Origin of the sequence: Sorangium sp. So ce381 (assembly GCF_051473845.1) — a bacterium.
In the GTDB taxonomy this organism is placed as follows: domain Bacteria; phylum Myxococcota_A; class Polyangia; order Polyangiales; family Polyangiaceae; genus Sorangium; species Sorangium atrum.
The window spans coordinates 4,807,317-4,821,266 of sequence record NZ_CP150336.1 but is presented as its reverse complement, the minus strand read 5'-3'; the positions used below and the strand labels follow the sequence as shown (position 1 = coordinate 4,821,266).

General features: G+C 71.8%; 11 protein-coding genes. 9 read left to right on the top strand and 2 right to left on the bottom strand.

The genetic code is table 11. The features are described from left to right. The first annotated feature begins 9 nt into the window (after window positions 1-9). The 6 genes from WMF29_RS18060 (at window position 10) to WMF29_RS18035 (ending at window position 9,027) form a co-directional block, all read left to right on the top strand. Window positions 10-1,356, top strand: a complete 1,347-nt coding sequence (locus WMF29_RS18060) for an acetyl-CoA hydrolase/transferase family protein (RefSeq protein ID WP_437330026.1) — start codon at window positions 10-12, stop codon at window positions 1,354-1,356. Window positions 1,357-1,579: 223 nt separating this feature from the next. After that, window positions 1,580-3,313, top strand: a complete 1,734-nt coding sequence (locus WMF29_RS18055) for an acyl-CoA carboxylase subunit beta (RefSeq protein WP_437330025.1) — start codon at window positions 1,580-1,582, stop codon at window positions 3,311-3,313. Window positions 3,314-3,315: 2 nt separating this feature from the next. Then, window positions 3,316-6,234: a biotin/lipoyl-containing protein gene (locus WMF29_RS18050; RefSeq protein ID WP_437330024.1), complete on the top strand. Its 2,919-nt coding sequence runs from the start codon at window positions 3,316-3,318 to the stop codon at window positions 6,232-6,234. Between the two features lie 107 nt (window positions 6,235-6,341). After that, window positions 6,342-6,944 (top strand): hypothetical protein, encoded by a 603-nt coding sequence (locus tag WMF29_RS18045; RefSeq protein ID WP_437330023.1) that lies wholly within the window; start codon window positions 6,342-6,344, stop codon window positions 6,942-6,944. A gap of 26 nt (window positions 6,945-6,970) precedes the next feature. After that, window positions 6,971-7,642: a winged helix-turn-helix domain-containing protein gene (locus WMF29_RS18040; RefSeq protein WP_437330022.1), complete on the top strand. Its 672-nt coding sequence runs from the start codon at window positions 6,971-6,973 to the stop codon at window positions 7,640-7,642. Beyond that, entirely contained in the window at window positions 7,639-9,027 is a 1,389-nt protein-coding gene (locus WMF29_RS18035; RefSeq protein ID WP_437330021.1) for a sensor histidine kinase, read from the top strand. Before WMF29_RS18040 ends, WMF29_RS18035 begins: the two co-directional genes overlap by 4 nt. On the opposite strand, the gene WMF29_RS18030 is transcribed toward WMF29_RS18035, so the two are convergent. Then, window positions 8,939-9,337 (bottom strand): hypothetical protein, encoded by a 399-nt coding sequence (locus WMF29_RS18030; RefSeq protein ID WP_437330020.1) that lies wholly within the window; start codon window positions 9,335-9,337, stop codon window positions 8,939-8,941. The two genes, WMF29_RS18035 and WMF29_RS18030, sit on opposite strands and share 89 nt — an antisense overlap. A gap of 365 nt (window positions 9,338-9,702) precedes the next feature. Here WMF29_RS18030 and WMF29_RS18025 point away from each other — a divergent pair, with 365 nt between their 5' ends. The 3 genes from WMF29_RS18025 (at window position 9,703) to WMF29_RS18015 (ending at window position 12,950) form a co-directional block, all read left to right on the top strand. Then, the gene (locus tag WMF29_RS18025) at window positions 9,703-10,269 is read left to right on the top strand and encodes a hypothetical protein (RefSeq protein WP_437330019.1); all 567 of its coding nucleotides are present in this window, start codon (window positions 9,703-9,705) and stop codon (window positions 10,267-10,269) included. A 141-nt stretch (window positions 10,270-10,410) separates the two neighbouring features. Then, window positions 10,411-11,307 carry a fibro-slime domain-containing protein gene (locus tag WMF29_RS18020; protein ID WP_437330018.1) on the top strand — a complete coding sequence of 299 codons (897 nt, stop codon included), beginning with the start codon at window positions 10,411-10,413 and terminating at the stop codon, window positions 11,305-11,307. 122 nt (window positions 11,308-11,429) lie between these two features. Beyond that, window positions 11,430-12,950, top strand: coding sequence for a hypothetical protein (locus WMF29_RS18015; RefSeq protein WP_437330017.1), 1,521 nt, complete (start codon window positions 11,430-11,432; stop codon window positions 12,948-12,950). 87 nt (window positions 12,951-13,037) lie between these two features. Here WMF29_RS18015 and WMF29_RS18010 read toward each other — a convergent pair whose 3' ends face one another. After that, window positions 13,038-13,904, bottom strand: coding sequence for a hypothetical protein (locus WMF29_RS18010; protein ID WP_437330016.1), 867 nt, complete (start codon window positions 13,902-13,904; stop codon window positions 13,038-13,040). Window positions 13,905-13,950 lie beyond the last annotated feature (46 nt).

The following is a 13,950-nucleotide window of genomic DNA, read 5'->3' as shown; positions in this document are numbered from 1 at the left end:
AGGCACACGATGCAGCAGACGATCACGGACTGGCGATCGCGCTTCGGCGACAAGATCAAGACGGCCGAGGAGGCCATCCGCGCGATCCCCCCGGGGCGGCGCATCCTCGTCGGCTCGGGCGCCGCGGAGCCGACCGATCTCGTGAACGCCATGGTCCAGTCCGGCGACCACCTCGCCGGCAACGAGATCGTCCACCTGATGACCGAGGGCCCCGCGCCGTACGTCCGTCCCGGTCTCGAGCGGCGGTTCCGTCACACGGCGTTCTTCATCGGCCAGAACGTCCGGGACGCGATCCACGAGGGGCGAGCCGACTTCATGCCGGTATTCCTCTCCGATATCCCGAGCCTGATCCTCTCGCGCCGGGTGCGCATCGACGTGGCCCTCATCCAGGTGAGCCCCCCGGACGCCCACGGCTTCGTCAGCCTCGGCGTCTCCGTCGATATCGTCCGCGCCGCCGTCGACTCGGCGGATCTGGTCCTCGCCGAGGTCAACCCGCGGATGCCCCGCACCCACGGAGACTCGTTCTTGCACGTGGATCGGATAACCCACCTCGTCCCGGTGGACCGCGAGCTCCCCGAGCGCGCGATCGAGCCGCTCGACGACATCGACCGCGCCATCGGCCGCAACGTGGCGACGCTCGTGCCCGACGGCGCGACGCTCCAGACCGGCATCGGCAAGATCCCGAACGCCGTCCTCGCCGCGCTGGGAGGCAGGAGCGACCTCGGCGTGCACACCGAGATGCTCTCCGACGGCGTGATGGATCTCGTCCAGCGCGGCGTCATCACGAACCGCAGGAAGACCCTCCTGCCAGGGAAGCTCGTGACGTCGTTCCTCCTCGGGAGCCGCGCCCTCTACGACTGGGCGCACGACAACCCGGTCATCGAGATGCGCGGGTCCGCCTTCACCAACGATCCGCTGACGATCGCCAGGAACGACAGGATGGTCGCGATCAACGCGGCCCTCGCCGTCGATCTGACGGGCCAGGTCGCCGCCGACACGCTGATGGGCCGCTTCTTCTCCGGGATCGGGGGGCAGGTCGACTTCATCCGGGGCGCAGCGCGGAGCGCCGGCGGCAAGCCGATCATCGCGCTCCGGTCCACCGCGAAGGACGGCACGATCAGCCGGATCCAGCCGGCGTTCGAGCAGGGCGCCGGCATCGTGACGAGCCGCGGCGACGTGCACTACGTGGTGACGGAGCACGGCGTCGCCGATCTCTGGGGCCGGAACATCCGGGAGCGCGCGCTCGCGCTCATCGAGATCGCCCACCCCGATCACCGCGCCGACCTCCTCGCCGCGGCCAAGCAGCGCCGCTACGTGTTCGGCGATCATGTCATGTCGCGCGCGGATTGCCCCTGACGGGCGCCGGGCTCAGCCACGCATGACTCGCCGCGTCCAGACGGAGAGCGCCGCGCGAGCCGGTCGAGGTGGCCGCGGCGACCCGGCATCGCCGCGTGGAGCCCCGCACCGGGACCGCGCAGCGCGCGTGCCGCGCCCCACATGCCGGCGCCGGGGCGCGCCTCGCCGGGCTCGCGAGGTGCGCCTCCCGATCCTGCCATGATATAGAGCGCCTCGCCCGTCCATGAGCCCTCTTGATCACAACGATGTCGCCGTGAAGCCATCCGCCCTCGTGCCCTCGCTCGACGATCCGCTCGACGAGGGAGCCGGGGCGCCGGCCGCGCCTGCCTCGGCGTACGACGCGGCGCTGCGGGAGGCCGAGGAGCTCCGCAGGCGCCCCTATGTCTCCGCGGGCCCCGAGAACATCATCCGGCAGCACAGCAAAGGCCGGATGACGATCTGGGAGCGCATCCGGGTGCTCACGCCCGAGCCGCCGCGGGTCGTCTTCGAGAACTGGGGGCCCAACCTGGACGGCGCCTCGCTGGTCACCGCGATCCTGCGCATCGGCAGCCGCGACGTGGCGCTGTACGGCCACGATTTCACCGTCCGCGCCGGGTCCATGGACGCGACGAACGGCCGCAAGCTCGCGCGGCTGTTCCAGCTCGCGGGAGAGCGGGGGATCCCGCTCATCGGCCTCAACGACAGCGCCGGCGCCTACGTCCCCGCGGGCGTGGGCGGGCTCGACGGCTACGCCGAGGCGTTCGCGGCGCTGCGCAAGATCAGCGGCGTGGTCCCGAGCATCATGTGCATGTTCGGGTTCAACGCGGGCGGCGGCTCCTACTTGCCGCGGCAGGGCAGCTTCGTCATCCAGCCGGGCGGCACGTTCTTCGGCCTGACGGGGGCGGCGGTCGTCAAATCGGTCCTCGGCGAGGTGGTCTCACCCGACGACCTCGGCGGCCCGCGCGTCCACGGCGCCTCGGGGGTGGCCGATCTCACGGTGCCAGACGAGGTGGGCGCGCTGCGCACCACCGTCCGGCTGCTCGGTTACCTGCCGAGCAACAACCGCGAGAGCGCGCCTTTCCAGCGGACGAGCGATCCGGTGGGCCGGGAGACGACCGAGATCGACACGCTCCTCCGCAGGACGATCTCCTCGCCGACGGGATACAACACGCCGCTCGATATCAACATCATCATCCAGCGCATCTGCGATCACGGCGACTACTTCGAGGTGCAGCCGCAGCGCGCGCGCAACACGATCACCGCGTTCGGGCGGGTCGGCGGGCGCGTCGTCGGCTTCGTGGCGAACAACAGCGCGGTGGCGTCGGGCCAGATCGACGTGGCGGCCGCTTACAAGAACGCTCGCTTCATCCGCTTCTGCAACCTCTACAACATCCCGCTCCTCTTCATGGAGGACACCACGGGGTTCCTCCCGGGCAGGGAGCAAGAGGCGATGGGCATCGTGCAGGCCGGCCGGGCCATGCTCGACGCGATCATCGACGTGCGCACCCCGCGCATCCTGCTGCTCGTGCGCAACGCGTTCGGCGGCGCCTACGCCTCGTTCAACAACTACGCGACCGGCGCGGACGTCGTGCTCGCGCTCCCCACGACGCGCGTCGCGGTGATGGGCCCTGCCGGCAAGGAGTTCGTCTACAAGGACGAGCTCCGCAAGGTGCGCGCTCAGGCGAGCGCCAGGGAGAAGGCCGGCGTCAAGGAGCGGCTCGGCCGCGGCCTCGACGAGGCGAAGGCGAAGGCCGAGGCCCGCGACGAGGCCGCGGCGTGGCTGAAGGCGAGAGAGGCCGAGTTCAGCGCGCGGTACGAGCGGGAGCTCATGAACCCGCGCGAGGGGCTCAGCCTGGGATCCATCTCGCGGCTCGTGATGCCGCGCGAGCTCCGCTCGGTGATCGCAGAGAACCTCGAGTTCCTGCTGCGGCACTACCAGCCAGGGCCGTTCACCGGTGTTCAGCGGGAGTTCCATTGATCATGGATGGATTCGAGACCAGGCGAGGTTACGACCGCAACCCGAGGGTGGCGCGCGACCGCAGGCTCGGCCGCTCGGGCTCGGCGTGGGCGCGCTCCTTCGCCGCCGACGACGTGCGGCCGCTGATCGTCTGCCGGGGCCCGATCCGGAAAGAGGCGATGGATGTCTTCGCCCAGATGGGGATCGAGCATTACGGCATCCTCCTGTCGGAGAAGGACTCGATCGTCTACACGCACGCCCTGGCGCCGGAGCTGCGCTGCATCCACCCGGCGCACGTGCACCGGGTGAAGGACTATACCGGCGCCACCAAGGACGAGCGCGTCAAGCTGATGCAGGAGATCGTCGCGATCGCCCGGGCCGGCGGCTATACGCACGTGTTCGCTGGCTACGGCTTCATGGCCGAGGACGAGGAGTTCGTGCGCACGCTCGAGCAGGCGAGGCTCGTCTTCATCGGCCCGCGCTCGTCGGTGCAGCGCGCCGCCGGGCTCAAGGACGAGGCGAAGCGGACGGCGCTCGCGACCGCGGTCAGCGTGACGCCCGGCATCGACGACGCGACCCGGCGGATCGTGCTCCGCAAGTGGCCCGATCACGCGGCGCTGCGCGCGGCCGCGGCAGACCGCGGGCTGCTCGGCGAGGGCGCCGCGGGCGCGCGGCTCTCCGACGGGGTCCCGCTCGCGGAGGCGGCGGACGCGCTGCTCGCGGCGGCGTACGCGCGGCGCGTGGATCTCTACACGACCGACGAGCTCTGCGAGGAGCTCGAGCGGGGCGCGGCCGAGCTGCTCGCTCGCCACCCGGGGCGGCGGATCCGGCTCAAGGCCATCGGCGGCGGCGGCGGCAAGGGGCAGCGGCTCCTCGCCGGCGTCGCGCTCGACGCGGCGGCCCCCGAGGCCGCGGCGCGGGCGCGGGCGGCCGAGGTCCCCGCGCTGGCGCGGGAGGTCCTCGCGGAGGTGAAGGCCGCGGGCGTCGGCGACAACAAGAACATCCTGCTCGAGCTCAACGTCGAGGAGACGCGGCACAACGAGATCCAGCTGATCGGCAACGGCGCGTGGTGCGTCGCGCTGGGCGGGCGCGACTGCTCGCTGCAGATGCACGAGCAGAAGCTGCTCGAGGTCGCGATGACGCAGGAGGGGCTGCTCGAGGCGATCGAGCGGGCGCGCGCGGCCGGCGAGGCTCCGCTCGCCGCGTCGCTCGAGCGCGAGCTCGCGTCGCTCGCCCGGATGGAGGCCGAGGCCGAGCGGTTCGGGCAGGCGGTCGGGCTGAACTCGGCCTCGACGTTCGAGTGCATCGTCGAGGGGGATCATCACTACTTCATGGAGGTCAACACCCGCATCCAGGTCGAGCACCGGGTGTCGGAGCTCTGTTATGCCCTCCGCTTCGAGAACCCGGCCGATCCGGCCGACGCGTTCGAGGTGACCTCGCTCGTCGAGTGCATGGTCCTCCTCGCGCGCCACGGCGAGCGGCTGCCCCGGCCGATCCGCGTCCGGCGGGAAGGGTCCGCGGTGGAGGCGCGCCTCAACGCGACGAACGGCGCGCTGGAGCCCCACGCGGCCGGCATCATCGTGTCCTGGAGCGATCCGCACCCGCACGAGATCCGCGACGATCAGGGCATCTGCGTGAAGAACCCCGACACGGGGGTGTTCATGCATTACCGGGTCGCCGGCGCCTACGACAGCAACATCGCGCTCCTCGTGACCTACGGCGCCTCGCGCGAGGAGGCCTACCAGCGGATCTGCGAGATCCTGCGCACGACCACGCTGCGCGGCAGCGATCTCCACACGAACCTCCAGTTTCATTACGGGCTCGTGCACTGGTTCCTCGCGCGGAGCGTGTGGGCGAAGCCGACGACGCGCTTCGTGGTCCCGTACCTCACGCAGGTCGGCCTGCTCGCGGTGGAGCTCGGGGGGCTCGACTTCGACGCGATGTGGGCCGAGCTCGGCGCCCGTCACGAGCGCCGCCTCGCGGCGCGGGCCGGGGCCACGGACGCGACCGGCGGAGGAGCGTTGAAGAAGGTCTTCACGCTGAAGGACACGCTGGTGCGCCGCCCCGTGGAGAAGATCTGCGCGGAGCCGCACCTCCTGTCGGCGTGGCTCAGCCGGAACATGGGGTCGTTCGAGATCCGGTCTGGGCGGGTGCGCTGGCTCAAGAACCCGATCGAGGTGCTCGCGGACACGTACTGGCTGCTCAACATGACGCCGCAGCCGCAGGCGCCCGCGGCCCATGTGATCTGGGATCACGACCAGGAGGTGCTCTCGCGGGCGCTCGGCTTCTACCGGCGCGTCGGCGAGCGGATGGGCCAGGCGGGCGGCGCGCCTCCGTGGCCCGAGCTGCGAGCGCACCTGTCCCGGGATACCGCGCCTCACGGCCACGACGCCGAGCTCTGGCGGCGGGTTCGCGGCTCCCACCTCGGCTTCCAGGCGGGCCTGGAGCTCCTCGACGCGCTGGTCCTCGCGGGGGACGCCGCGCGCTTCTTCGAGCTCCGCGCGCGGGAGGACGGCACGGTCGCCATCCCCGAGCGCCTGCTCGATCGCGAGCTCTCGGCCCGCATGCGCAAGGTCCTCGCGCCGCCGCCCGCCATGCGGGCCAACGAGATCGTCGCGGTCACCGGCGGCATGTTTTACGCGCAGGAGGCGCCGGACCGGCCTCCGTTCGTGACCAAGGGCAGCCATTTCGCTGCCGGCGATCCGCTCTACGTGATCGAGGTCATGAAGATGTTCAACAAGGTGCTCGCGCCGTGCTCCGGCACCGTCGAGGAGGTGCTCATCGACGGCGGCGAGGGGACGATCGTGCAGAAGGGCCAGCCGCTCTTCCGCGTGAAGCCCGACGAGGTGCTCGTGGAGGAGGACTCGGCCGAGCGCGCGCGCCGCCGGCGCGAGGCGACGCTGCGGTACGTCGACGCGATCTTCGACGCCGAGAGCCCCTGAGGCCGCGCGCGGGCCGGGGCGCCGCGTTCTCATGAAATTCTCATGATCGCCTGAGGTCCGGTCCAGGTTCCGGGAAGACGTTGAGGGCCGAACCGAGCGAGGTCCTCATGAACGCAGCTCATTTTCATCTCATCATCAACCACCTCCCCATCGTCGGCTTCGCCATCGCGGCGGTGCTCCTGATCCTGGCGTTCTTCCATCCCGCCGAGCGCGGCGCCTTGCGGTCCGCGGTGCTCGTGCTGGTGCTCTCGGCCGCCGGCGCCGCCGCCGCTTACCTGAGCGGCGAGCCGGCCGAGAAGGTCGTCGAGCGCCTGCCGGGCACCTCCGAGCAGGCCATGGAGGTCCACGAGGAGCGGGCCGGCGTGGCGACCGCGCTCGCGGGCCTGACCGCGCTCGCGGGGATCGCGGCGCTGCTGCTCGCCGAGCGCCGCCGGACGGCGTCCGGCGCGCCGGCGGCGATCACGCTCGCCGGCGCGCCCGAGCGCAGGCGGACGGCGTCCAGCGCGCCGGTGGCGGTCACCCTCGTAGGCGCGATCCTGACCAGCGGCGCCATGGCCTGGACCGGCGCCGCGGGCGGCGAGATCCGGCACCCGGAGGCGCGCGGAGGCGCCCTGGCCGCCGAGCCTGGCCGAGGCCAGAGTGCACCGCCCGGCGAGGCGACGCCTGCCGCCGGCGCGGATCGAGGCGAGCGGGACGAGGACGACGACTGAGCCCCGCTCGAGCACGGCGGAGACCCATGCGCATCCTGGTCATCGAAGACGAGCGCAAGATCGCGGGCTTCCTGCGCCGCGGCCTCGCCGAGGAGGGGCACCAGGTGCACGTGGAGGAGGACCTCGCGGGCGCCCGGCGCGCGCTCGCCCAGGGCGACTACGACCTCCTCCTCGTCGACCGCGCCTTGCCCGACGGTGACGGCCTCGACCTCATCCGCGAGCTCCGCCGCGGCGGCGCCGCCACCCCGGCGATCTGCCTCACCGCGCGCGACCGCGTGGGCGAGCGCGTGGAGGGCCTCCACGGCGGCGCGGACGACTACCTCCCCAAGCCGTTCTCGTTCGAGGAGCTGCTGGCGCGCATCGCCGCCGTATCGCGCCGCGCCGGGCGCAGCGAGCGCATCGAGGTGGCCGACCTGCTGATCGATCTCGCGGCCCACCGGGTCGAGCGCGCCGGGCGGGAGATTTACCTCACGGCGAAGGAGTTCGCGCTGCTGCGCGCGCTCGCCGAGAGCGCCGGCCGGGTGCTCAGCCGCACCCGCCTGCTGGAGCGCGTCTGGGACGTGGGCCACGACCCTGGCACCAACGTCGTCGACGTGGCCGTCAGCGCGCTGCGGGCCAAGGTGGATCGCGGCTTCGCGCGCCCGCTGATCCACACGGTGCGGGGCGTCGGTTATGTCCTCGAGGAGCGGCCGCGGTGAGCCGCTCGCTGGCCGATTCGCTCGTCGCGGGCGCGGTCACCGTGGTGCTCGGCGCGCTCGCGGGCGTCGGCGTCGGCACCGCCGCGCTGCTGCACGAGGCCGAGGTGCGCTCGCTCGACCGGGCGCTGCTCGCAGCCGCCCACGAGCACGCCCACCCGGAGGCCTCCGGCGCGTGGGAGGTGGAGCACAGCCGCCCGCCGGCGTCGGTGTGGGTCTCGCGCCGGAGCGACCCGCGCGTCCCGCCGGATCTGGCGCGGGAAGCGCTCGCCGCGGAGCGCCCGACCGCGGGCGACGTCGGCGATCTCCGCCTCCTGGTCCTGCCGGCCGAGATCGAGGCCGAGCGCGACGGACACGGCGAGCACGTGCTCATCGCCGCCGCTGCCCCGCGCGTCACCCTCGCGCGGAGCGTCGGCCCCTTCGCCGCCATCTACGGCGCGCTCGCCGCCGCCGCCGCGCTGACCGCGGCGCTGCTGCTCCGGCGCACGGTGGGCCGCGCGCTCGCGCCGCTCGATCGCGCGTGCGCCGAGGCCGCGCGCGTGACCGCGCTCGCGGGCGGCGACCGCCTCACCGAGGCGGGCCCGGCGGAGCTCCGCGCCCTGCTCGCCGCCGTGAACGCGCTGCTCGACCGCCTGGACGGCGCGCACGGCGCCCAGGTCCGCTTCACCGCCGACGCGGCCCACGAGCTGCGCACCCCGGTGACGGCGATGCTCGGAGAGATCGAGGTGGCGCTGCGCCGGTCCCGCGGGGCCGACGAGTACCGCGAGGTGCTCGAGTCCGTGCGCGAGGAGGTGGAGCGCCTGCGGGGCCTCGTGGAGGGCTTGCTCGCGCTGGCCCGGGTCGACGCGGGCCAGGTCGAGCAGGGCCTCGAGCCGGCCGGCGCCGTCGCGCTGGCGGAAGAGGCCGCGGCCCGCGAGCGGCCGGGGCTGGTCCGCGCCGGCTGCGCCTTCGAGCTCGATGCGCAGGGTGACGCCGATCTGCGCGTGCACCCGGCGCTCGTGGAGGCGGCGCTCGCGAATCTCCTCCGCAACGCGGCCGCCTACGCCGCGGGCGCGCCGGTGACCCTGAGGGTCGTGCCCGAGCCCGACCGGGTGGTCTTCCAGGTCGACGATCGAGGCCCCGGCGTGCCGCCCGGCGAGCGCGACGCGGTGTTCGACCGCTTCACGCGTACCGGCGAGGGGCGGCGCCGCAACCGCGCCGGCCTCGGCCTCGGCCTGCCGCTCGCGCGCGAGGTGGCGCGCCGCCACGGCGGCGAGTGCTGGCTCGAGGCCGCGCCCGACGGCGGCTGCCGCGCGGTGCTCACGCTGCGCCGCCCCGCGTCAGGCCTCGGGGCGCCCGCGCCGCCGGAGATCGCGCCCGTGCCCTTCGGGCCAGGACCGCGGTCATAGCCTGCTCACGCCGCGGGAGGCCGGGGCACCGGCCCTGCAGCGGCACCGAGAGCCCGGCCCGCGTGCCGAGCTCCCGGACCAGCCGAAAGTGCTCGTCGTCGACGCACATCGTTCGCAGGGGCAGCTCCGGCATGAGGAGCGGCTCGCCCGTGCGGAGGACCGTGATCGACGCGTGGGAGAGGCCCTGGTCCTGGCACGGGAGGAGGCAGGTCCTCTCCGCGCCGCCCTGCTCGAGCACGATCCGGAGCAGCGTGCGCAGGAGCTCGTCGAGCACGATCTCACCGGAGATGGTCTGCGATGCCTTGGTCACGTCCGTCGATGAACGCCGCGACCTGCTTCATGACGTGAAAGAAGGCGACCCCGATCCCGAAGCGAGCCTTTCCATCGCGAGGACACACTCCACCTCGTCATAGGTAATGACCTGAGGGGGCGAAGCTCCACGTCGCTCGGGGCCATGGCTGCGGCTGCCGGCCCCATGAACTCCGCTCCAGGGTGGCCCGGTCAGGCGGGGCCATCCGGAAGGCGGGCCGCGGGAAAGCGGCGCGAAAATCGAACGGCTCGGGCTGCTACATGTAGGAGGCGATTGTACTCTTCGATGCCGGTGAGAAGGGCAACAATCTGGCCGACCCCCGCGGGTTGCGGTACCCTTATTGTCGAGGGGGCTCGCGCGATCGGATGACCGACGAACCCAGGGTCAAGGGGGTGGCGTTTCGCTCCGTCTATGCGAGCTTTGGCAAGCTGCGCGGCGAGCCTGTCCAGAAGCTCAGCCTCGATGCGATGAGTGAACCGCTGCGCGACGGCATCCGCTATGGCAGCCTCGTCTCCACCGGATGGTACCCGATCGCCTGGTACAAGGACCTGTTCCAGGCCATCCGGCGCGCCAGCGGCGAAGGCAAAGAGCTCATCCACCAGATTGGCCGCCAGTGCACCCACGACGACATGAGCGGCATCTACAAGGTCATCGCGAGCCTCATTTCCCCTTCCACCCTCTTCTCCCTCGGCCAGCGCGTCTTCTCCAACTACTACTCCGCCGGCCACGTCCGGGTCCTCGAATCCCGCCGCGGCTTCACCCGCGCTCTCTGGATCCACTGCCACGGCTTCGATGAGAACATGTGGACCGAAGTCATCGGCTCCTGCGAGCAGCTCCTCGTGATCGGCGGCGCCAACCATGTCCGCCTGCGCATCATCGCCGGCGGCGGCGACGACGACGATCACCTCGAGTTGACAGCACACTGGAGCTGAGGCTCCGCGGCGCGCGTCCGTGAAGCGATCGCGGCCACGCAGGGTCCCTGCAGGCAGCGCCCCATGAAACGACGCGTTCAAATGGTTTTGTCTGAAGGATCGGCAAGCCCGGCGGCATCCATGCGGCAGGAGACGATCTCGATGAAGCTAGCCCAGCCCGCGGCGGCCACCCGCGCGAGCACCCCTCGATTCCTGGCCTTCCTTCTCTCGACGGGCATGGCGCTCGCGGGGTGCACCACCGAGATCGCCGTCATCGGTCGCGACCTCGGCGCCACGACGTCGTCGTCGCCCGCCTCGTCCTCGTCCACCGCCGGCGGTGACGACCCCGGCATCCTCGATCCCGGCGCCGGCGGCGGCTCCGCCCAAGGCAGCGCCGGCGCTGGCGGAGACGAGCGTTGCGAGCCGAAGCTCGCCGGGCTGGTGCGCGACTTCAAGGCCTCCGGCTCTCCCGGCGGGCACCCCGACTTCGAGTCGTTCGTGGGCGACGGCCTGAAAGGGATCGTCAAGCCGGAGCTCGGCCCCGACGACAAGCCGGTCTATGCCCATGAGGGCGGCACCGAGCAGACGACCGGGCCCGAGGCGTTTTATCAATGGTATCACGACGACCCGACGGTCAACGTACGGATCCGGTACGACGTCCCTCTCGAGCTGAGCGACCGCGGCCTCGGAGAGTTCGCGGCGCCGCAGTTCTTCCCGATCGACGATCAGGGGTGGGGCAACGAGCAGCGGGAGCACAACTACGGCTTCACCTACGAGCTCCACATGACGTTCGAGTACCGGCCCGGCGGTGTCTTCGTGTTCGTCGGTGACGACGATCTCTGGGTGTTCATCAACAGGCGCCTCGCGATCGACCTGGGCGGGCTCCACGTCTCGACCCCGGCGCAGCTCGATCTCGACGCGAACGCCGCGGAGCTCGGCATCGAGCCCGGCAAGGAGTATCCGCTCGACTTCTTCTACGCGGAGCGCCGCGGCGGAGGGTCGAGCTTCACGATCATGACGTCGTTCAAGTTCACGAACTGCGCCCCGATCCTGAGGTAGCGCCGAGCGCGCTCACGTGCGCCTCGAGGCTCAGCCGCGCGAGCGGCCAGAGGCGCCATTGCTCGTCTCACGGCTTGACCTCGCGGCCGACCTTCCGGCAGACTCCCGCGCCTCGATCACCTATGCCGCACAAAGTCTGCGTCGCCGCGCCGTTCGCGCTGGCGTCTGCCTTGCTCCTCCATGCCGAGGCCGTCCGCGCGTCGGGCGCGCTGGAGATCACCGGCGCTCCCACGAGCGCCAACGGGCTGAACGCACGGGTGCTCGCGCGGGGACCCGAGGCCGCGTTCTTCAACCCGGCGCTCCTGCCGTACGCGGCGGCGACGACGCAAGCGGGCTTCTTCGTGCTCGTCACGCACGGCGACATCACCCTCGCCGCGCGCCCTCCGGGCGTCGACGTGCCCGAGTCGGTCTACGATGGCCAGATCCGGAATCCGGACGGCTCGACCTCTCGGCTCACCCACCGGCCCATGCCGCGGTCGAAGCTCCCGAGCCCGCGGGCTGACACGCGCGACCGGCAGACCAACACGTACGCGACCCTCGGGCTCGTGAGGCCGCTCTACGAGGACCGCCTCGTCCTGGGCTTCTACGCCCTGCTGCCGCTCAGGAGCTTCCAGGAGCAGCGGGCCTTCTTCGCCGACGAGCGCGCGCAGTACTTCTCGAATCGGCTGGAGTTCGAGCTGCTGGGAGATCGGTTGTCGGTCACCAGCCTGGCAGTGTCGATGGCCGGCCGGATCACCCGCTGGTTATCCGTGGGGGCGGGGGTCGACGTCACGATCGGCACCAGCGCGCGGACCGCCGTCCACGTGCCCGACGCGAGCGACCAGCGGACCGCCCTCATCAACCCCGACGTGGAGGTCGAGAGCGTCTTCGCTCCTTACTTCGCCTTCGCGACCAGCCCGACACCCTGGCTGCGCCTCTCGGCCACGCTCCACCTCGCCTCGGCGTCGGACACCGACGGTGAGAACAGGATCCGCTTCTGGAACACCACCTATCCGGAGGGCGAGAGCTCGGTCCCGCAGGCCTATCGCTTGACGCTCGGCCACCAGCCGACGCGCGTCAGCGTCGGGGCCTCGGTCACGGGCCCGCCGAGCGGAGACCGAGTGGGCGAGCGCGCCGCGCGCTCGAAGGGCCCGGCGCTGCCCTCCTGGGAGATCGGCGGGCACGCGCTCCTGACGCGGTGGTCGGAGTACCGCGATCGGCACGCCGAGGCCCCGCCCGACCTGTGGTCGAGCACGGTGTCCGTGGGGCTCGGCGGCGCGGTCGTGCTGGGGAGCCGCAGGCTCTCTGCCGACGTGGCCTTCACGCCGTCTCCGGTGCCGGACCAGACCGGCAGGACCAACTACGTCGACAACGCGCGCCTCGCGGTCGCCGCCTCGTTCGAGACGCCGGTGTCGCTCTTCGGCGCCGACTTCGGGGTGGGAGCGTTCCTGCACGGCCAGCTGCTCGTGCCGCGGGAGGTGTCGAAGAGCCCGTCCGCCAGGAACCCCGTGTTCGACGAGGTCCCCGACAACCTGGTCGACATCGTGAGCGGCGAGCCGCTCGACGGCATCGACGGGCTGCAGACGAACAACCCAGGTTATCCCGGCTTCTCCAGCGGCGGGTGGCTGGCCGGCGCCGGCTTCATGCTGCGGCTGCCCGAGTGAGCCACACAGCGAAGCCGGCGTCCTCTTGATGGATCGTGACCCGGCGGCGCTGGGTCACGCGGCGCGCCGCGACCGCCGGGAAGGGCTTTACTGGAAGAGCGTGTCGGCCCTTTCCTTGATCCAGGCGCAGTCCGCGCCATCTGGGGTGCGGACCATCACGAAGGTGCTGTTGCACTCCTCCGGATCGGGATACGTCCTCGAGGCGGCCATGGTCGCCTTGAGGCTCGCAGGATCCGTCTCGAGCACGCTCTGCTCCGACACGAACCCGAGTCGACCCTCGATGCGATCGGTCGCGACCGCAACGCCGTCGAGCTCGGTCCGCGCCCGCTCGGCCACGTACACCGACCCGTCGATGAGCCCCTGGAGCTGAACCGTCATCCCCGGGTGTCCATCCTCGTCCTGATCGACGACGCGAGCGTCCGCCGGATCCGTGGGCAGCTCGTCCTGCGTCGGGTCGTCGAGCGCCGCGCCGATCACCTCGTGGAGGGGCCCGAGCTTGTAGCGGAGCCCCCCTTCGCCCGCCGCGAACGTGCCCTCGCGGGTCACCGGCGCGAGCGCCCCGCGGAAGCTGTCCGGGATGACGGCGTGCACGATCGCGTCCGGGTCCTCGGTGTAATGGTCGCAATACGTGCCCTGCAAGGAAATGGCGTCTCCGCGCTGCTGCTGCGTGATGAGCATCACGCTGACGATGCGCGTCTGGAACGGCGGGAGCCCCTGCGCCTGCGTGAGCTGCGACCCGATGGCGCGGTACGCCCACGTGCCGGAGACATCCGTGACGTCCGGCGCCGCGGTCGGAGCGCAGCCCGGCGATTCCCCGCCCGCACCACCTCCCGTCCCCGCGGAGCCCGTGCTCGTCGTGGCGCCCGTCGTCGTGGCGCCCGTGTCGTCAGCAGGATCCGATCCACAACCCAGGAGGGGCAAGGCAAGCAATCCAACGAACAGGTTGTACCTCATTCAAAGCTCCATGCATCGCTGGCCCGCGCGTCGAGGCGGCCGTGAG

What these genes read in the sequence shown, in the direction of transcription:
- WMF29_RS18015 (WP_437330017.1), top strand. Translation starts at nt 11,430, where the DNA reads ATGCCGCACAAAGTCTGCGTCGCCGCGCCGTTCGCGCTGGCGTCTGCC.
- WMF29_RS18055 (WP_437330025.1), top strand. Translation starts at nt 1,580, where the DNA reads ATGAGCCCTCTTGATCACAACGATGTCGCCGTGAAGCCATCCGCCCTC.
- WMF29_RS18060 (WP_437330026.1), top strand. Translation starts at nt 10, where the DNA reads ATGCAGCAGACGATCACGGACTGGCGATCGCGCTTCGGCGACAAGATC.
- WMF29_RS18045 (WP_437330023.1), top strand. Translation starts at nt 6,342, where the DNA reads ATGAACGCAGCTCATTTTCATCTCATCATCAACCACCTCCCCATCGTC.
- WMF29_RS18020 (WP_437330018.1), top strand. Translation starts at nt 10,411, where the DNA reads ATGAAGCTAGCCCAGCCCGCGGCGGCCACCCGCGCGAGCACCCCTCGA.
- WMF29_RS18025 (WP_437330019.1), top strand. Translation starts at nt 9,703, where the DNA reads ATGACCGACGAACCCAGGGTCAAGGGGGTGGCGTTTCGCTCCGTCTAT.
- WMF29_RS18040 (WP_437330022.1), top strand. Translation starts at nt 6,971, where the DNA reads ATGCGCATCCTGGTCATCGAAGACGAGCGCAAGATCGCGGGCTTCCTG.
- WMF29_RS18050 (WP_437330024.1), top strand. Translation starts at nt 3,316, where the DNA reads ATGGATGGATTCGAGACCAGGCGAGGTTACGACCGCAACCCGAGGGTG.
- WMF29_RS18010 (WP_437330016.1), bottom strand. Translation starts at nt 13,904, where the DNA reads ATGAGGTACAACCTGTTCGTTGGATTGCTTGCCTTGCCCCTCCTGGGT.